Below are 18,149 nucleotides of genomic sequence, written 5' to 3'. Positions count from 1 at the left end.
GCTCATGACGTCGGGCATGAGTGTGACTCATGGGGTCCCATGAGGTCGGCTCATGGCGTCGGGGGCATGAGGCGGGCTCATGGCGTCGGGGCATGAGCGCGGCTCATCCCACTGCCCCATGAGCGCGGCTCATGGGGCAGCGTCATGAGCGCCTCTCATGCGGCCGCGAGCAGCAGCGTTCCCGCGACGGCGAGCCCGGCGCCGACCACCTGGACCGGGCGCAGCCGCTCCTTGAACACCCCGCGTGCCATCAGCGCGGTGACCACGGGGTAGAGCGAGGAGAGGACGGCGGCCACCGTGGCCGAGCCGCGGTGCGAGGCCATCGCGAAGACGGCGTTGGCGACGACGTCGGCGAGACCGACCGCGGTGAGCAGCGGCAGCCGGGCCCGCAGTCCCGGCAGCAGGCCGGCCGCAGCCCCGGAGCGGCGCAGGCCGGCCACCAGGACGGTGCCGCCGACGGCGACGTTGCACAGCCGCTGGACGCACAGCACCAGCAGCAGGCCGCCGCCGGCCGAGGCGTGCGCGATCAGGGCCATCACCGTGCCGAAGCCGAGGGCGGCGCCCAGGGTGAGCAGCAGGGTGCTGCGGGCGGCGGCCCGGCCGCCGCGCTCGGGCCCGGAGGCGAGCACCACACCGGCCACCGCGACGGCGATCCCGGCGATCCGACCGGGGCCCGGGCGGTCGCCGAGGGCGAGGCCGACGCCGACGGGCACCAGGACGGCGACGGTGGTCAGCGGCGAGACCACGCCCATCGGGCCGAGGGCGAGCGCGCGGTAGAAGGCGAGGACCGCGAACGGGCCGATCACCCCGGCCGCGACCGCGTACCAGAGGGCGGGGGAGGCGTCGGCCCAGCCGCCGGTGGCGAGGACGGCGGCCAGCAGTACGGCGGCGGCCGCCGCCTGGGAGGCGACCACCACGGCGAGCGCGGGCAGCCGCCGGGCGAGTGCGCCGCCGCCGAAGTCGGCGACGCCCCAGAGCAGGCTGGCGGAGAGCGCGAGCAGGGCGGTCACGGGCGGGCCCCGGGCCGCAGGGGGCTGCCCGGGGCGGTGGGTCCGCCGGGCACGGAGGGACTCAAGGACAGCACAATGCACTCCGAAGTACAGTCGGGTGGACTCGTTGCCGAGGTCTGGCAGCGTAGTGCAACAAACTGAACTTGCCGAACACTATTTCGTACTGTTTCGACCAGTGGACACACCGGAGGACTGACCGCGTGCCGGACCCCGACCTCGTCTCCCGGGCCCTCGCCCGGAACCTCAAGCGGCTGCGCACCGAGCGCGGTCACACCCTGGACGCCCTCGCCGCCCGCTCCGGGGTGAGCCGCGGCATGATCGTCCAGATCGAGCAGGGCCGTACCAATCCGAGCGTGGCCACCGTCGTCCGGCTCGGCGACGCGCTGGGCGTCTCGGTCGCCACGATGCTCGACTACGAGAAGGGTCCGGACGTCCGGATCGTGCCGGCCGACCAGGCCGTGCCGCTGTGGGCCGGGCCGTCCGGCGGTACCGGCACCCTGCTGCACGGGATCGAGGCGCCCGGCCCGCTGGAGCTGTGGAGTTGGCGGATGGAGCCGGGCGAGGAGTACTCCTCGGAGCCGCACCCGGCCGGGACGGTGGAGATCGTCCGGGTCGACGAGGGCGAGCTGACCCTGGTGCACGACGAGCGCGAGCACCCGGTGCCGGTCGGCGGCACGGTCTCCTTCGACGCCTCGTACCCGCACGTCTACCGCAATGCGGGCGAGCGGACGCTGGCGCTGACCATGGTGGTCTCGGTACCGCCGCCGCGCTGATCCCCGGCGCCGCCCCCTTGCTCGCATGCGCAACGGCGCCTCCCCGCCCGGAGAGGCGCCGTTGCGGCGTTCTCGGCGCCGACCGCCTTCGGTGGCGGGTGCCGGTCGCCGTCAGTGCCGGTCGCCGTACCGCCGGCGGAAGCGCTCGACCCGCCCCGCGGTGTCGAGTACGCGGGACTGACCGGTGTAGAAGGGGTGGCTCGCCGAGGAGATCTCGACGTCGATCACCGGGTAGGTGTTGCCGTCCTCCCAGACGACGGTGCGGTCGCCGGTGACCGTCGACCGGGTCAGGAAGGCGAGGCCGCCGACCTTGTCGCGGAAGACGACCGGGCGGTAGGCGGGGTGGATTCCGGGCTTCATGGCGGGGGTTCCTCCTGGGTGTCGGTCGGTCGGTCGGGTTCGGGGCTGGGTGCGGGGGGTGCTCAGCGCTCCTCGCGGAAGTCGACGTGCCGGCCCGCGACCGGGTCGTACTTGCGCAGGACCATCCGGTCCGGGTCGTTGCGGCGGTTCTTGCGGCTTACGTACGTGAAGCCGGTGCCGGCGGTGGAACGGAGCTTGATGACGGGACGCAGTTCGCTGCGGGCCACGGGGTGTCCTCCTGGGGTCGTGGTGAAGGTGTCCGGGGTGCCGGGCCGAAACCGTACACCGAAATGGATGTCATTTTCATCTGGTGTAACGTGAGCTCCGTCCTGCCCATTCCCGGACGCCAGGGAGCAAGAAGCACCCATGTCTGCCCACTGCCAACTCACCGGCCGCCGGCCCGGCTTCGGCAACGCGATCTCGCACTCGCACCGCCGCACCCCCCGCCGCTTCGACCCCAACGTCCAGCGCAAGCGCTACTGGCTGCCCGGCGAGGGCCGGTACGTCCGGCTCGTGCTGAGCGCCAAGGGCATCCGCACCGTCGACGCGATCGGCATCGAGGCGGCCGTCGCCCGCATCCGGGACCGGGGGGAGAAGGTCTGATGGCCAAGCAGAGCAAGATCGCCAAGAACGAAAGGCGACGCGCCGTCGTCGCCCGCTACGCAGAGCGCCGGGCCGAACTGAAGAAGATCATCGCCCGACCCGGCACCGACCCCGCCGAGCGCGCCGCCGCGCAGACCGAACTCGCCCGCCGGCCGCGCGACGCCAGCGCCACCCGGATCCGCAACCGCGACGCCGTGGACGGCCGCCCCCGCGGCTACCTGCGCGCCTTCGGCCTCTCCCGGGTCAACCTCCGCACGCACGCCCACGCCGGTCACCTGCCGGGCGTCCGCAAGGCCAGCTGGTGAGCGGCATGACGGCCGACCCGGACGGGATCAAGCTGCCGGTGGTCGTCGTCGCCGGTCTGCACGCCGACGAACGCCGCGCCGCCGTCGGGGAACTGGCCGCCGCCGCGGTGGACGCGGTGGTGCTTCGGCACGATCTGCGGGACGCCTCGCTCGGCCTCGTCCACCGCGAACTGCAGGACGCCGGAGGGGCGTTCGACGTGGACGACGTACCGCTGACGAACGACTGCCCGTGCTGCGCCCTGCGCGAGGACCTCCTGCCCCGGCTGCTGGAGCTCGCCGACGAGGGCCGCCACGGGCTCGCGATCGTCGAACTGTGGGGCGGCAGCGACCCGCACCCGGCCGTGGAGGTGATCGCCGGAGGGGAGTCGGACGGCCGGCAGCTCGCGGACGTCGTCGAGCTCGCGGGCGTGGTCACCGCGGTCGACCCGGACCGGCTGATCGGCGAACTGTCCGTCCCCGACGACCTGGTGGACCACGGCGAGCACACCGCCGGGCGGGACGAGCGGACCCGCGCGGAGGCGCTCGCCCATCAGATCGAGTACGCCACCACCCTCGCCGTCCCGCGCGCCACGGCGCACGCGCCGGGGCTCGCGCTGCTGCGTCAGCTCCACGCCACGGCCAGGGTCGTCCGGCTCGGCACCGGCACCCTCACCCGGGCAGCGCTCGGCGGGTTCGACGTCGGCGCCGCCCGCGACCGGGTCAACCCGGCGATCGCGCTGCTGCCGCAGCAGCGGGACGAGGCGGGCGTCACCACCCTGGTGTGGGAACGCCGCCGGCCGCTGCACCCGGGGCGGCTGCACGAGGCGCTGGAACTGCTCGTCCCGGCGGCGCAGCGCAGCCGCGGCCGCTTCTGGCTGGCCAACCGGCCCGACCTGCTGCTGGCCTGGGACGCGGCGGGGGCCAACCTCGCGGTCGAGGAGTGCGGGCCCTGGCTCACCGCCCTCCCCGACGCGGCCTGGGACCTCTACCCGCCCGCGCGCCGGGCGGCCGCCGCCCTCGACTGGCACCCGCTGCACGGTGACCGGGTCCAGCAGCTCAGCTTCACCGCGGAGGGGCTGGACGCCGACGGCATCACCGCCCTGCTCGACTCCTGCCTGCTCACCGACACCGAACTCGCCGCCGGCGAAGGGGGCTGGAAGGCCCTGCCCGACGCCTTCCGGGACCTGCTCGACCCCGTCCACTGACGTCGGCCGCGCCCCCGTCCACTGACGTCCGCCGACCCCGTCCACTGACGTCCGCCGAAAGGACTAGGAGACCCCGATGGCCGTACCCAAGCGCAGGACCTCCCGCAGCAACACCCGCCACCGCCGCGCCCGCTGGAAGGCGACGGCTCCGCGGCTGGTCCCGATCACGATCGACGGCCGGGAGCTGCTCGTGCCGCAGGACCTGGTCCGGGCCCACCGGCGCGGGCTGATCGGCCCGGACGGGGCGTAGCGCGGCCCGGTCCGGGGTGGGCGCCGTCGGGGGGTGTGGGCTCCCCGGCGGCGCCGCCCGCGTCCCCCCCCGGGGGAGCGGCCTGCGGCGGCGCCCCGGCCACCCGGTGGCCCCGCCCGGCCCGGGTGACGGCGGGAACCCTTCGGCCGGTACCGGTCGCGGGAACCAGCCGGTGGTACGGGGGCGCGGGCGGGCGCGGGGAGGCACCCCGGGCTCCTGCCGGGGGTGCTCGGCGGGCGGTTCGGGCCGGGGGTTCGTAGGCTCGACGCATGGCGGATGCGTACGCGGGGCGGCGGGAGCGGGTGAGGGAGCACTGCAGTGCGGCCGGGGCCGATGCGGCGCTGATCACCCGGGCGGCGAACGTGCGGTATCTGACGGGCTGCGCGCCCTGCGGGGCGACGCTGCTGCTGACCAGGGAGCGGGCGCTGCTCGCGCTGCCGGACGACGTGCCGCCGGACGACACGGGGGAGCACCTGATCGCCGCGGACGTGACCCAGCTGCCGGTGGCGGCCGGGACGGACACCGCGCTGGCCGCCGCGGCCACGGCGGCGAGCTTCGGGGTGGCGGGGCTGGCGGTGGAGGAGCACGACCTGACCGTCAGCCGGCACCGGGCGGTGGCGGGCCGGGTGGAACGGGCCCGGCTGGTCGACCTGGGGCAGCTGGTCGAGCGGCTGCGGGTGGTCAAGGACGAGCACGAGATCGCCGACCTGCGGATCGCCGCCGAGATCGCCGACCAGGCGCTCGGCGAGCTGCTGGAGTCGATCCTGGTCGGGCGCACCGAGCGGCACCTGGCCATGGAGCTGGAGCGCCGGATGATCGACCACGGCGCCGACCGGGCCGCCTTCCCGGTGTCGGTCGGTACCGGCAGCCACTCCGGTCAGGCCGCCCACCAGCCGACCGACCGCCGGGTGGAGGAGGGTGACTTCCTGACCGTGGTGATGGGCGCCCAGTACCGCGGCTACCGCATCTCCACCGCCCGCACCTTCGTGATCGGCGCTGCTCCGGCGCCCTGGCAGGTGGAGCTGCACCGGCTGGTCTTCCGGGCCCAGCGGGCGGGCCGGGAGGCGCTCGGCCCGGGTGTCGAGCCGTGCGTACCCGACCGGGCCGCCCGGCAGGTCCTGGAGGCGGCGGGCCACACCGAGACCTCGCCGCATCCGGTGGGTCACGGCATCGGACTGGAGATCCGGGAGGCGCCGCGCCTCGGCCCGTCGGACATGGGTAAACTGGACAGCCGCGTACCGGTCACCGTCGGTCCGGGGGTCCACCTCCCGGGCAAGGGCGGTGTCCGGATCGAGGACACGCTCGTCGTGCGCCCCCTCGAAGAGGGCGGGCCCGAGCTGCTCACCATCACCACCAAGGAGCTCCTCGCCCTGTGACCGCGGCCCACGGCCTTCGGCGGCAGGACGCAAACCTTGGTTCCTTGACAGCTATATCCAGGAGTAAGTGCGCCCGTGGCTTCCACGAACGATCTCAAGAACGGCATGGTCCTCAAGCTTGATGGCGGCAAGCTCTGGTCCGTCGTCGAGTTCCAGCACGTCAAGCCCGGCAAGGGCCCGGCCTTCGTGCGTACCAAGCTCAAGGAGGTCCTGACGGGCAAGGTCGTCGACAAGACCTTCAACGCCGGCACCAAGGTCGAGACCGCCAACGTCGACAAGCGCGGCATGCAGTTCTCGTACAAGGACGGCGAGAACTTCGTGTTCATGGACATGGACACCTACGACCAGATCACGGTCGAGCCGTCCGTCGTCGGTGACGCGGCCAACTACCTGCTGGAGGGCTTCGAGGCCCTGGTCGCGACCAACGAGGGCGCCGTCCTCTACATCGAGCTCCCGACCTCGGTCGAGCTGGTCATCTCGCACACCGAGCCGGGCGTCCAGGGCGACCGCTCCACCGGTGGCACCAAGCCGGCCACCCTGGAGACCGGTGCCGAGATCCAGGTCCCGCTCTTCGTCGTCACCGGCGAGAAGGTCAAGGTCGACACCCGCGACGGCAGCTACCTCGGCCGGGTGAAGTAAGTCCGTGTCGGCCGCACGCAGCAAGGCCCGCACCCGGGCCTTCCAGATCCTCTTCGAGGCCGACCACCGCGGGGTCGACCCGCAGCAGGTCCTCGCCGACTGGGTGGCCCGCGCCCGCGACCCCAAGCCCGACGAGGGTACCCCGCAGGTCGGTGAGTACACCATGGAGCTGATCGAGGGGTACGTCCAGCACGCCCGTCGCATCGACGACCTGATCTCGCAGTACGCGGTGGGCTGGACGCTCGACCGGATGCCGATCGTGGACCGCAACGTCCTGCGACTCGGTGCGTACGAGCTGATCTGGGAGGACGGCGTCCCGGACGCGGTCGTCCTGGACGAGGCCGTCGAGATCGCCAAGGAGTTCTCCACGGACGACTCCCCGGCCTTCGTCAACGGTCTGCTCGCCCGCTTCCTGGAGCTGAAGCCGAGCATCCGCCGGTAACGGCCACGCCCTTCCGACGGCCGTCGGACCCGAACGCGGGTCCGGCGGCCGTTCGGCGTTCCCGGTCCCGTCCGGCCCGGCCACGTCACGCTCCCGGTTCGTCCGGCCCGGCCGCGTCCGCCGTTCCCGGTTCGGCCGACGTTCTCCGAGTCTTCGCTGTTCCCGGCCGTCGCGCGTTTCACCCGGGCGGCGTAAGGTGAGTTCCTACTCATCAGTAACTTGGTGTTCGGAACCCCGTGCGAAGGGCAGGTCCCCCACATGACCACCGCGATCCGCAGCGAGTTCGACCAGGGCATCGCCCTGACCAGACACGCCGAGGAGGCCGGCCGCTACGAGGCCGAGCTGGGCGAGGGCTGGCAGATCGGCGGCGGGGTGAACGGCGGGCTGCTGCTCGCCGTGGCCGGACACGCGCTGTCGCTGGAGCACGGCACGCACCCGGACCCGGTGTCGATCAGTGGTTACTACCTGTCCGCCTCCACCCCCGGTCCGGCCACCGTCCGCACCGAGGTGCTGCGCTCCGGTCGCGGGCTCTCCACCGGCACCGCCTCGCTCAGCCAGGACGGCGTCGAGCGGCTGCGCGTGGTGGCCAGCCACGGCGACCTCTCCACCGCCGACGGCGAGGTGCGCACCAGCGCGCAGCCGCCGCAGCTGCCGCCGCCGGACCAGTGCATCGGCGTGGAGCACGCGCCCAAGGAGCTGATCGCCCAGGCCGCCCTGCTGGAGCGCTTCGACCTCCGGCTGGACCCGGCCACCGTCGGCTGGGCGCTCGGGCAGCCCTCCGGCAACGGGCGGATCCAGGGCTGGTTCCGGCTCGCCGACGGCCGCGATCCCGACCCGCTGCTGCTCCTGCTGGTCGCCGACGCGCTGCCGCCGGTCACCTTCGACCTCGGCATGCCGGGCTGGGCCCCGACCGTCGAGCTGACCGTCCACCTGCGCGCCAAGCCCGTCCCGGGCTGGCTGCGCGTCACCCACGCCACCCGCAACCTGGCCGGCGGGTACTTCGAGGAGGACGCCGAGGTCTGGGACGAGTCCGGCCGCCTGGTCGCGCAGTCCCGACAGCTGGCCCGGGTGCCCCGGTAGGTCCGGCACGGGCGCGGCGCCGGTGCTATGACCCGTGGTTACATTCCTGTGACACGCCGTACGTGTGCGACGCGCGGGGGGTGGGGAGGAAGGCGGTCAGCGGCGAGCCCGCCGCCGACCGTCACCGCCGATGCCAGGAGCCACCCGTGAGCGAGCGAAGCGAGCGAACAGTCGAGAGGCGTGCACGGGCGACCGCCCTCGCCGAGCGCGGCGAGGTGGGCGCATGAGCCGGAACGGTCGCGCCCGTCGCAACTCCGACTGCACCGCCGGCGGTCCTCGGCCCGCGGTCCGGGCCTCGCACCGGCCGCCGCGGGCCGAGGGCGGCGAGCGGGCCGGGGCGCCGGCCGGGGGTGCCGACCAGGCGTTCGTCATCGGCGTGCTGACCGACGCCGCGGACTTCGCGCGGGCCCGCGCCTGGGGGATCTCCGACGCCCCCGACTTCGAGCGCTATCTGGCCGACACCGCCGAGCTGCTGGCCGACGCGCTGGAGCGCTTCGAGACCGTCCGGGCCCGGATGTTCCACCCGCAGGACTTCGAGGAGTTCTGCCTGCTCCACGGCCTGGACCCGGCCGCACCCACCGCCCGTGACCGCTACCTGGTCAACCCGCCGCTGCAGACCCAGCTGCTGGCCTATCAGGGCGAGGAGCTGGCCGGGGACTTCGTGCCGCGCCTCGTCCGGGCCCGGGAGAACGGGCTGACGCTCAGCCACGCCGACCTGCTGCTCGACGGCGGGCTGTACGGGGGCGCCGGCGAGCCGGACGACGGGCACGCCGACTGGGTGCGCGCCGCCTACCAGCGCGGGGGCGAGGTGTTCCGCCGGATGCTGGTCGGCGCGGGCGCCGGTGTGTACGAGTTGCGCCTGCGGGTGGACGCTCCCGGCGGGGCCCTGACCGCGGCGGCGCGGGTGCTGCAGTGGGAGGACGGCGTGGTGCGGGTCAACGACGAGGACCTGGAGCTGGTCTGCTCGGTGCTGTGCGCCGGGCTGGCCCTGGAGCTGCCGGGCGTCGCGGTGCTGCACGGCTCGCAGGGCTCGGCGGCCTCCTGCGGGGAGTACCTGCCGGCGTCCTGGGCGTGGTCGAGCGGGGGCCAGGACTGGGCGCCGGCGGACCGGCCGGTCCGGCTGGACGGGGTGGCGGCGCGGCCCGGCTACAGCCTGGGCACCGTCTGCTGAAGCCCCGGCGCCCCCGAGGCCTGCGGCGGTGCGGGCGAACGCCGCGGCGCGGCCCCGTTTCGGGGTGCCGCGCCGTGACGTTTCTGCTTGTCAGCACTAGTAAGACGAGTGCTGGGAACTGCAAGGGATCCGCTGGCGGGAGCCGGTGCGGTGAGCCTCAGCTCGCGTCCTCCTCGCGCACCGCGCGGCGCGCATCGGGGTTCAGCACGCCCCACGAGATGAGCTGCTCGGTGAGGATCGACGGCGACTGGTCGTAGATGACCGCCAGGGTGCGCAGGTCGTCCTGGCGGATCGACAGCACCTTGCCGTTGTAGTCACCGCGCTGGCTCTGGATGGTCGCCGCGTAGCGCTGCAGCGGACCGGCCTTCTCGGAAGGGACCTGGGTCAGTCTCTCCAGGTCGAGGACCAGCCGCGGCGGCGGCTCGGCCGCGCCACCGGGGGTGCCGCCGGGCAGCAGCTCCTGCACCGGGACGCCGTAGAACTCCGCCAGCTCGGCCAGCCGCTGCACGGTGACCGCACGGTCACCGCGCTCGTACGAGCCTACGACGACTGCCTTCCAGCGCCCCTGGGACTTCTCCTCGACACCGTGCAGGGAGAGACCCTGCTGAGTGCGGATCGCTCGGAGCTTGCCTCCGAGTTGCTTCGCGTAGTCGCTGGACATTGATCTCCCCGGACGAGATTGCTTCGCGTTCAGTGGTGGGTCACGGGCGATTGCCGACGCCGTTACCGGTGGGTTCGACGTCCGTCTCGTAACTCACTGTGAGGTTACGTAGAGTAAGGTAGTTGCGTCAAGCCGAATGGGGCAGTCGTGCGAATGGCCCGCATCGTCGGCGCGTCCGGGGTGTAAACCACGGGAAGCGGAATGATGGACTTCCGTTTGCCGTCCGGGGCGCTGCTACGATGACCCGAAGCCCACGCCGGTTCGGCGGGGGCGATCCCAGACATCCTTTAAGGCCCGTCCAGTGAGGCGGGGAAGGAGGTCCGCTTCGGCATGACCGCATACCAGGATTCGACGCCGCGACCGCCGCACCAGGTGCTGGACGGTACGGACATCGCCCGGGTCATCACCCGGATAGCGCACGAGATCGTCGAGCGCGCCAAGGGCGCGGAGGACGTCGTGCTGCTCGGCATCCACACCAGGGGCGTCCACCTCGCCCGCCGCCTGCACGGCCGGCTGGCCCAGATCACCGGGCGCGACATCCCGCTGGGCACCCTGGACATCACCATGTACCGGGACGACCTGAGGCTGAAGCCCGCCCGCGCCCTGGAGCACACCGAGATCCCGTCCGGCGGCATCGACGGCAAGCTCGTCGTGCTGGTCGACGACGTGCTCTTCTCCGGCCGCACCATCCGCGCCGCGCTCGACGCGCTGAACGACATCGGCCGGCCCCGCGCCGTCCAGCTCGCCGTCCTGGTCGACCGGGGCCACCGCGAGCTGCCGATCCGCGCGGACTACGTGGGCAAGAACCTCCCCACCTCGCTGCGCGAGGCCGTGCAGGTGCGCCTCTCCGACAGCGACGGCGTGGACGCCGTCCTGGTCGGCGACCGCGACTTCGCCCAGCGCTCCTCGCAGGCCATGGCAGCCAAGCCCACCGAACCGCACCTCCCGGAGTAACCCGCGTGAAGCGCCACCTCGTCTCCGCCGCCGATCTCAGCCGCGACGACGCGCTGCTGATCCTGGACACCGCCGAGGAGCTGGCCCAGCTCTCCGGCCGGGCCGTCAAGAAGCTGCCCACGCTGCGCGGCCGCACCGTCGTCAACCTCTTCTTCGAGGACTCCACCCGGACGAAGACCTCCTTCGAGGTCGCCGAGAAGCGCCTCTCGGCCGACGTCATCAACTTCTCCGCCAAGGGCTCCTCGGTCTCCAAGGGCGAGAGCCTCAAGGACACCGCGCTGACCCTGCAGGCCATGGGCGCCGACGCGGTGGTCATCCGCCACCACGCCTCGGGCGCGCCCGCCCGGCTGGCCCAGTCCGACTGGCTGCACGGCAGTGTGATCAACGCCGGTGACGGCACCCACGAGCACCCCACCCAGGCGCTGCTCGACGCCTTCACGATGCGTCGCCACCTCAACCCCGGCTCGGGCCACGACCTGGCCGGCCGCCGGGTGACGATCGTCGGTGACGTCCTGCACAGCCGGGTCGCCCGCTCCAACGTCCACCTGCTGAACACCCTCGGTGCCCAGGTCACCTTCGTCGCGCCGCCGACGCTGCTGCCGATCGGCATCGAGAACTGGCCCTGCGAGATCAGCTACGACCTGGACAGCGTGCTCCCCAAGACGGACGCGCTGATGATGCTGCGGGTGCAGCGCGAGCGGATGAACGCCGCGTTCTTCCCGACCGAGCGCGAGTACAGCCGCCGCTACGGCATGAACGGCCTGCGGCTGTCCCGGCTGCCGGAACACGCGATCGTGATGCACCCCGGCCCGATGGTCCGCGGCATGGAGATCACCGCCGAGGTCGCCGACTCGCCGCGCTGCACCGTGGTCGAGCAGGTCGCCAACGGCGTCTCCGTCCGGATGGCCGTGCTCTACCTGCTGCTCGGCGGAGCCACCCCCGCCGACGCCCCCGCCGACGCCCCCCGCACCGAGACCGTGGAGACCGCTCAGTGACCACCTACCTGATCCGCAACGCCAAGATCCTCGGCGGCGCCCCGCAGGACCTCCTCCTCGCCGACGGTGTGATCAAGGAGATCGGCACCGGCCTGACGGCCGAGGCGGACATCGAGATCGACGCCACCGGGCTGATCGCGCTCCCCGGCCTGGTCGACCTGCACACCCACCTGCGCGAGCCCGGCCGCGAGGACGCCGAGACCGTGCTCACCGGCACCCAGGCCGCCGCGATGGGCGGCTTCACCGCCGTGCACGCGATGGCCAACACCACCCCGGTGGCCGACACCGCCGGCGTGGTCGAGCAGGTCTGGCGCCTCGGCCAGGAAGCCGGCTACTGCGACGTCCGCCCGGTCGGCGCCGTCACCGTCGGCCTGGAGGGCAAGAAGCTCGCCGAGCTCGGCGCTATGCACGAGTCCGCCGCGGACGTCCGGGTCTTCTCCGACGACGGCAAGTGCGTCGACGACGCGGTGCTGATGCGCCGCGCCCTGGAGTACGTCAAGGCCTTCGACGGCGTCGTGGCCCAGCACGCCCAGGAGCCGCGGCTCACCGAGGGCGCCCAGATGAACGAGGGCCAGGTCTCCGGCGAGCTCGGGCTCGGCGGCTGGCCGGCCGTCGCCGAGGAGTCGATCATCGCCCGCGACGTGCTGCTCGCCGCGCACGTCGGCTCCCGGCTGCACGTCTGCCACGTCTCCACGGCCGGCTCGGTCGAGATCATCCGCTGGGCCAAGGCCAAGGGCTGGGACGTCACCGCCGAGGTGACCCCGCACCACCTGCTGCTCACCGACGAGCTGGTCCGCTCCTACGACCCGGTGTACAAGGTGAACCCGCCGCTGCGCACCGCCGAGGACGTCCAGGCGCTGCGCAAGGCGCTCGCCGACGGCACCATCGACGCCGTCGCCACCGACCACGCGCCGCACCCGGACGAGGACAAGGACTGCGAGTGGGCCGTCGCCGCGATGGGCATGGTCGGCCTGGAGACCGCGCTGTCGGTCGTCCAGCAGACCATGGTCGAGACCGGCCTGCTGAACTGGGAGGGCGTCGCCGACCGGATGTCGCGCCGCCCGGCCCGGATCGGCCGTCTCACCGGACACGGCCGGCCGATCTCGGTGGGTGAGCCCGCCAACCTGGTGCTGTTCGATCCCGCGTACCGTGGTGCCGTGAACCCGGACAGCTTCGCCACCCGCAGCCGCAACACCCCCTACAAGGGCCTGGACCTGCCCGGACGGGTGCACGCCACCTTCCTGCGCGGCCGCGCCACCGTGCTGGCCGGCGAGCTCGCCGAGCAGGACGGCGCGCAGTGATGGACTACGCCACGCTCGCCAAGGAGCAGGCGAAGGTCACCAACTGGCCCGGGTACATCGGCTGGTCCGTCGGCCTGCTGATCCTGATCGGCCTCGTCTACTGGCTGATGCGCCAGGGCTGGAACTGGCGGCGCACCCTGCAGTCCGGCATCCCGCCGCTGCCCGCCGTGCCGGACGGCGCCGGGCGCACCATCCTGGAGACCAGCGGCCGGTACCACGGCACGACCACCGCCGGGAACTGGCTCGACCGGGTCGTCGCGCACGGCCTGGGCACCCGCAGCCGGGCCGACCTCACCCTCGGCGAGGACGGCCTGCTGGTCCGGCGTCCCGGTGACGTCGACCTGTGGATCCCGGCCGCGCACCTGACCGGCGCCCGCACGGACTCCGGGATCGCCGGCAAGGTCGTCCCGTCCGGGCTGCTCGTCGTCACCTGGACGCACGAGGGCTCCGAGCTGGACTCCGGCTTCCGGGCCGACCACCCCGACGAGCACGCCGCCTGGGTCGAGGCGATCGCTCACCTTGCCACACGTACGCAGACGAAGAAGACGGAAGAGGCCGCGCAATGACCGCACCTGCCCCCACCACGCAGCGCCAACGGCGGGAACGCGTCCCCGCCGTGCTCGTCCTGGAGGACGGCCGGACGTTCCGCGGCCAGGCCTACGGCGCGATCGGCGAGACCTTCGGCGAGGCGGTCTTCAACACCGGCATGTCCGGCTACCAGGAGACCCTGACCGACCCGTCGTACCACCGCCAGGTGGTCGTGATGACCGCCCCGCAGATCGGCAACACCGGCTGGAACGACGAGGACGACGAGTCCGCGCGGATCTGGGTCGCCGGCTACGTCGTGCGCGACCCCGCCCGCGTCGCCTCCAACTGGCGCTCGCGCCGCTCGCTCGACGAGGAGCTGGTCGACCAGGGCATCGTCGGCATCAGCGGCATCGACACCCGCGCGCTGACCCGCCACCTGCGCGAGCGCGGCGCGATGCGCTGCGGCATCTTCTCCGGCGAGGCGCTGGCCGACCCGGCCGCCCTGCTCGCCCGGGTGCAGCAGTCGCCCGAGATGAAGGGCGCCGACCTGTGCGCCGAGGTGGCCACCACCGAGGCGTACGTCGTCCCCGCGATCGGCGAGAAGAAGTTCACCGTCGCCGCGCTGGACCTCGGCATCAAGGGGATGACCCCGCAGCGGATGGCCGAGCGCGGCATCGAGGTGCACGTGCTGCCGGCCAACTCCACCCTGGAGGACCTCTACGCGGTCCAGCCGGACGGCGTGTTCTTCTCCAACGGCCCGGGCGACCCGGCCACCGCCGACCACCAGGTCGCCGTGGCGCAGGGCGTGCTGGAGCGCAAGACCCCGTTCTTCGGGATCTGCTTCGGCAACCAGATCCTCGGCCGGGCCCTGGGCTTCGGCACCTACAAGCTCAAGTACGGCCACCGCGGCATCAACCAGCCGGTGCAGGACCGCACCACCGGCAAGGTCGAGGTGACCGCCCACAACCACGGCTTCGCCGTGAACGCCCCGCTGGACAAGGCGAGCGACACCCCGTACGGGCGGGTCGAGGTCTCCCACGTCTGCCTGAACGACGACGTGGTCGAGGGCCTGCAGGCGCTCGACGTCCCCGCCTTCAGCGTGCAGTACCACCCCGAAGCTGCTGCCGGCCCGCACGACGCGGCCTACCTCTTCGACCGTTTCGTGAAGCTCATGGAGGGCCAGCGTGCCTAAGCGCACTGACATCAAGTCCGTCCTGGTGATCGGCTCCGGCCCGATCGTGATCGGTCAGGCCGCCGAGTTCGACTACTCGGGTACGCAGGCCTGCCGGGTCCTCAAGGCCGAGGGCCTGCGGGTCGTGCTGGTCAACTCCAACCCGGCCACGATCATGACCGACCCGGAGATCGCCGACGCCACCTACGTCGAGCCGATCACCCCGGAGTTCGTCGAGAAGATCATCGCCAAGGAGCGCCCCGACGCGCTGCTGCCGACCCTGGGCGGGCAGACCGCGCTCAACACCGCGATCTCGCTGCACGCGGCCGGCACGCTGGAGAAGTACGGCGTCGAGCTGATCGGCGCCGACGTCGAGGCGATCAACAAGGGCGAGGACCGCGACCTCTTCAAGGGCGTCGTCGAGGCCGTCAACGCCAAGATCGGCCACGGCGAGTCCGCCCGCTCGGTCATCTGCCACACGATGGACGAGGTGCTGGCCGGCGTCGACACGCTCGGCGGCTACCCGGTCGTCGTCCGCCCGTCCTTCACCATGGGCGGCGCCGGCTCCGGCTTCGCCCACAACGAGGAGGACCTGCGCCGCATCGCCGGCCAGGGCCTGACCCTCTCGCCGACCACCGAGGTGCTCCTGGAGGAGTCCATCCTCGGCTGGAAGGAGTACGAGCTGGAGCTGATGCGCGACAAGCACGACAACGTCGTGGTCGTCTGCTCCATCGAGAACTTCGACCCGATGGGCGTGCACACCGGTGACTCGATCACCGTCGCCCCGGCGATGACCCTCACCGACCGCGAGTACCAGATCCTGCGCGACATCGGCATCGCCGTCATCCGCGAGGTCGGCGTCGACACCGGCGGCTGCAACATCCAGTTCGCGGTGAACCCCGAGGACGGCCGGGTCATCGTCATCGAGATGAACCCGCGCGTGTCCCGCTCCTCGGCGCTCGCCTCCAAGGCCACCGGCTTCCCGATCGCCAAGATCGCCGCCAAGCTGGCCGTCGGCTACACCCTGGACGAGATCCCCAACGACATCACCGAGGAGACCCCGGCCTCCTTCGAGCCGAGCCTCGACTACGTCGTGGTCAAGGTGCCGCGGTTCGCGTTCGAGAAGTTCCCGAGCGCCGACGCCACGCTGACCACCACCATGAAGTCGGTCGGCGAGGCCATGGCGCTGGGCCGCAACTTCCCCGAGGCGCTGCAGAAGGCGCTGCGCTCGCTGGAGAAGAAGGGCTCCCAGTTCTCCTGGACCGGCCCGGTCGGCGACAAGGCCGAGCTGCTGGCCAAGGCGGTCGTGCCGACCGACGGCCGGATCAACACCGTGATGCAGGCGATCCGGGCCGGCGCCACCCCGGAGGAGGTGTTCGAGGCCACCAAGATCGACCCGTGGTTCGTCGACCAGCTCTTCCTGCTGGACGAGATCGCCGGCGAGCTGGCCGCGGCCGCCGAGCTCACCCCCGACCTGCTGCGCCACGCCAAGCGGCACGGCTTCTCCGACACGCAGATCGGCGAGATCCGCGGCCTGAAGCCGGACGTGGTCCGCGAGGTGCGCCACGCCCTCGGCATCCGCCCGGTGTTCAAGACCGTCGACACCTGCGCCGCCGAGTTCGCCGCCAAGACCCCGTACTTCTACTCGTCCTACGACGAGGAGAACGAGGTCGCCCCGCGCTCCAAGCCCGCCGTGATCATCCTGGGCTCCGGCCCGAACCGCATCGGCCAGGGCATCGAGTTCGACTACTCCTGCGTGCACGCCTCCTTCGCGCTCGCCGAGGCCGGGTACGAGACCGTCATGGTCAACTGCAACCCCGAGACCGTCTCCACCGACTACGACACCTCCGACCGGCTCTACTTCGAGCCGCTCACCCTGGAGGACGTGCTGGAGATCGTCCACGCCGAGCAGCAGGCCGGACCGCTGGCCGGCGTGATCGTCCAGCTCGGCGGCCAGACCCCGCTCGGCCTGGCCCAGGCGCTCAAGGACAACGGCGTGCCGATCGTCGGCACCCAGCCCGAGGCGATCGACCTCGCCGAGGAGCGCGGCGCCTTCGGCCGCGTCCTGCGCGACGCCGGCCTGCCCGCGCCCAAGCACGGCACCGCCTTCTCCTTCGAGGAGGCCAAGGCGATCGCGGACGAGATCGGCTACCCGGTCCTCGCCCGCCCGTCCTACGTGCTCGGCGGCCGCGGCATGGAGATCGTCTACGACGAGGCCTCGCTCGCCTCCTACCTGGAGCGGCACGCCGGTCTGATCTCCGAGCACCCGGTGCTCATCGACCGCTTCCTCGACGACGCGGTGGAGATCGACGTCGACGCGCTCTACGACGGCACCGAGCTCTACCTCGGCGGCGTCATGGAGCACATCGAGGAGGCCGGCATCCACTCCGGCGACTCCGCCTGCGCGCTGCCCCCGATCACCCTCGGCGGCCACGACGTCAAGCGCCTGCGCGCCTCCACCGAGGCCATCGCGCGCGGCGTCGGGGTGCGCGGTCTGATCAACATCCAGTTCGCCCTCTCCGGCGACATCCTGTACGTCCTGGAGGCCAACCCGCGCGCCTCCCGGACCGTCCCGTTCACCTCCAAGGCGACCGCCGTGCCGCTGGCCAAGGCCGCCGCCCGGGTCTCGCTCGGCGCCACCATCGCCGAGCTGCGCGCCGAGGGCATGCTCCCGGCCGAGGGCGACGGCGGCACGCTGCCCGCCGACGCGCCGATCGCGGTCAAGGAGGCCGTGATGCCGTGGAGCCGCTTCCGCGACGTGCACGGCCGCGGCGTGGACACCGTGCTCGGCCCGGAGATGCGCTCGACCGGTGAGGTCATGGGCATCGACAAGGTCTTCGGCACGGCCTACGCCAAGTCCCAGACCGGCGCCTACGGCGCGCTGCCGACCAAGGGCAAGGTCTTCGTCTCGGTCGCCAACCGCGACAAGCGCAACCTGGTCTTCCCGGCCCGCGCGCTGGTCGGCCTCGGCTTCGAGCTGCTCGCCACCGCCGGCACCGCCGAGGTGCTGCAGCGCGGCGGCATCCCCGCCACCGTGGTGCGCAAGCACAGCGAGGGCGAGGGCCCGAACGGCGAGAAGACCATCGTCCAGCTGATCCACGACGGCGAGGTCGACCTCATCATCAACACGCCGTACGGCACCGGCGGCCGCCTCGACGGCTACGAGATCCGCACCGCGGCCGTGGCCCGCGCGGTGCCCTGCCTGACCACCGTCCAGGCGATGGGCGCGGCCGTCCAGGGCATCGACCGGCTGCTGCGCGACGAGGTCGGGGTCATGTCGCTCCAGGAGCACGCCGAGCTGATCAACGCCGGCCGCAAGTAGCACCACCGCAGTGGGGGGCACCGA

General features: G+C 72.6%; 20 protein-coding genes. 16 read left to right on the top strand and 4 right to left on the bottom strand.

The window, feature by feature from the left end:
- Positions 1-155: 155 nt before the first annotated feature.
- Complete coding sequence (locus ACIGG8_RS23235) at positions 156-1,010, bottom strand: DMT family transporter (RefSeq protein WP_350521236.1); 855 nt, start codon at positions 1,008-1,010, stop codon at positions 156-158.
- Between the two features lie 200 nt (positions 1,011-1,210).
- On the opposite strand from ACIGG8_RS23235, the gene ACIGG8_RS23230 reads away from it, so the two are divergent.
- The gene (locus tag ACIGG8_RS23230; RefSeq protein ID WP_350521235.1) at positions 1,211-1,783 is read left to right on the top strand and encodes an XRE family transcriptional regulator; all 573 of its coding nucleotides are present in this window, start codon (positions 1,211-1,213) and stop codon (positions 1,781-1,783) included.
- A gap of 111 nt (positions 1,784-1,894) precedes the next feature.
- On the opposite strand, the gene ACIGG8_RS23225 is transcribed toward ACIGG8_RS23230, so the two are convergent.
- Both ACIGG8_RS23225 and rpmG read right to left on the bottom strand, forming a co-directional pair.
- Complete coding sequence (locus tag ACIGG8_RS23225) at positions 1,895-2,143, bottom strand: type B 50S ribosomal protein L31 (RefSeq protein ID WP_396550405.1); 249 nt, start codon at positions 2,141-2,143, stop codon at positions 1,895-1,897.
- 62 nt (positions 2,144-2,205) lie between these two features.
- Positions 2,206-2,370 carry a 50S ribosomal protein L33 gene (gene rpmG / locus ACIGG8_RS23220; protein ID WP_350521233.1) on the bottom strand — a complete coding sequence of 55 codons (165 nt, stop codon included), beginning with the start codon at positions 2,368-2,370 and terminating at the stop codon, positions 2,206-2,208.
- Positions 2,371-2,509: 139 nt separating this feature from the next.
- On the opposite strand from rpmG, the gene rpmB reads away from it, so the two are divergent.
- The 9 genes from rpmB (at position 2,510) to ACIGG8_RS23175 (ending at position 9,193) form a co-directional block, all read left to right on the top strand.
- Positions 2,510-2,746 carry a 50S ribosomal protein L28 gene (gene rpmB / locus ACIGG8_RS23215; protein ID WP_396550403.1) on the top strand — a complete coding sequence of 79 codons (237 nt, stop codon included), beginning with the start codon at positions 2,510-2,512 and terminating at the stop codon, positions 2,744-2,746.
- The gene (rpsN, locus tag ACIGG8_RS23210; protein WP_396550401.1) at positions 2,746-3,051 is read left to right on the top strand and encodes a 30S ribosomal protein S14; all 306 of its coding nucleotides are present in this window, start codon (positions 2,746-2,748) and stop codon (positions 3,049-3,051) included. Before rpmB ends, rpsN begins: the two co-directional genes overlap by 1 nt.
- Before the next feature lie 5 nt (positions 3,052-3,056).
- The gene (locus tag ACIGG8_RS23205) at positions 3,057-4,235 is read left to right on the top strand and encodes a CobW family GTP-binding protein (RefSeq protein WP_396550399.1); all 1,179 of its coding nucleotides are present in this window, start codon (positions 3,057-3,059) and stop codon (positions 4,233-4,235) included.
- Between the two features lie 76 nt (positions 4,236-4,311).
- The gene (gene rpmF, locus ACIGG8_RS23200) at positions 4,312-4,485 is read left to right on the top strand and encodes a 50S ribosomal protein L32 (protein ID WP_396550398.1); all 174 of its coding nucleotides are present in this window, start codon (positions 4,312-4,314) and stop codon (positions 4,483-4,485) included.
- 269 nt (positions 4,486-4,754) lie between these two features.
- Complete coding sequence (locus tag ACIGG8_RS23195; RefSeq protein WP_396550396.1) at positions 4,755-5,861, top strand: M24 family metallopeptidase; 1,107 nt, start codon at positions 4,755-4,757, stop codon at positions 5,859-5,861.
- A 75-nt stretch (positions 5,862-5,936) separates the two neighbouring features.
- The gene (gene efp / locus ACIGG8_RS23190; RefSeq protein WP_350521227.1) at positions 5,937-6,500 is read left to right on the top strand and encodes an elongation factor P; all 564 of its coding nucleotides are present in this window, start codon (positions 5,937-5,939) and stop codon (positions 6,498-6,500) included.
- A 4-nt stretch (positions 6,501-6,504) separates the two neighbouring features.
- Entirely contained in the window at positions 6,505-6,942 is a 438-nt protein-coding gene (gene nusB, locus ACIGG8_RS23185) for a transcription antitermination factor NusB (RefSeq protein ID WP_350521226.1), read from the top strand.
- 258 nt (positions 6,943-7,200) lie between these two features.
- The gene (locus tag ACIGG8_RS23180) at positions 7,201-8,022 is read left to right on the top strand and encodes a thioesterase family protein (protein WP_396550394.1); all 822 of its coding nucleotides are present in this window, start codon (positions 7,201-7,203) and stop codon (positions 8,020-8,022) included.
- 223 nt (positions 8,023-8,245) lie between these two features.
- Complete coding sequence (locus tag ACIGG8_RS23175) at positions 8,246-9,193, top strand: hypothetical protein (protein ID WP_396550392.1); 948 nt, start codon at positions 8,246-8,248, stop codon at positions 9,191-9,193.
- Positions 9,194-9,350: 157 nt separating this feature from the next.
- Here ACIGG8_RS23175 and ACIGG8_RS23170 read toward each other — a convergent pair whose 3' ends face one another.
- Positions 9,351-9,854, bottom strand: a complete 504-nt coding sequence (locus ACIGG8_RS23170; RefSeq protein ID WP_030056198.1) for a transcriptional regulator — start codon at positions 9,852-9,854, stop codon at positions 9,351-9,353.
- A gap of 330 nt (positions 9,855-10,184) precedes the next feature.
- Between ACIGG8_RS23170 and pyrR the strand changes: the two genes are divergently transcribed.
- The 6 genes from pyrR to carB are packed head-to-tail and all read left to right on the top strand — an operon-like array spanning position 10,185 to position 18,125.
- Positions 10,185-10,808, top strand: a complete 624-nt coding sequence (pyrR, locus tag ACIGG8_RS23165; protein ID WP_350521223.1) for a bifunctional pyr operon transcriptional regulator/uracil phosphoribosyltransferase PyrR — start codon at positions 10,185-10,187, stop codon at positions 10,806-10,808.
- A 5-nt stretch (positions 10,809-10,813) separates the two neighbouring features.
- Positions 10,814-11,803, top strand: coding sequence for an aspartate carbamoyltransferase catalytic subunit (locus ACIGG8_RS23160; RefSeq protein WP_396550391.1), 990 nt, complete (start codon positions 10,814-10,816; stop codon positions 11,801-11,803).
- On the top strand, positions 11,800-13,104 hold the full coding sequence (locus ACIGG8_RS23155; RefSeq protein WP_350521221.1) for a dihydroorotase: 1,305 nt from the start codon (positions 11,800-11,802) through the stop codon (positions 13,102-13,104). The genes ACIGG8_RS23160 and ACIGG8_RS23155 overlap by 4 nt, the downstream gene beginning before the upstream one ends.
- Positions 13,104-13,670, top strand: a complete 567-nt coding sequence (locus ACIGG8_RS23150; protein WP_350521220.1) for a hypothetical protein — start codon at positions 13,104-13,106, stop codon at positions 13,668-13,670. The genes ACIGG8_RS23155 and ACIGG8_RS23150 overlap by 1 nt, the downstream gene beginning before the upstream one ends.
- Positions 13,667-14,824: a glutamine-hydrolyzing carbamoyl-phosphate synthase small subunit gene (carA, locus tag ACIGG8_RS23145; protein ID WP_350521219.1), complete on the top strand. Its 1,158-nt coding sequence runs from the start codon at positions 13,667-13,669 to the stop codon at positions 14,822-14,824. Before ACIGG8_RS23150 ends, carA begins: the two co-directional genes overlap by 4 nt.
- A complete protein-coding gene (carB, locus tag ACIGG8_RS23140; protein ID WP_396550389.1) occupies positions 14,817-18,125 on the top strand; it encodes a carbamoyl-phosphate synthase large subunit in 3,309 nt (1,102 codons plus the stop codon). The genes carA and carB overlap by 8 nt, the downstream gene beginning before the upstream one ends.
- The last annotated feature ends 24 nt before the right edge of the window (positions 18,126-18,149 follow it).

This window comes from Kitasatospora sp. NPDC085464 (genome assembly GCF_044541955.1).
GTDB lineage: Bacteria > Actinomycetota > Actinomycetes > Streptomycetales > Streptomycetaceae > Kitasatospora.
Note: the sequence above shows the minus strand (reverse complement) of the source record. Positions and strands in the feature narration are given on the sequence as shown.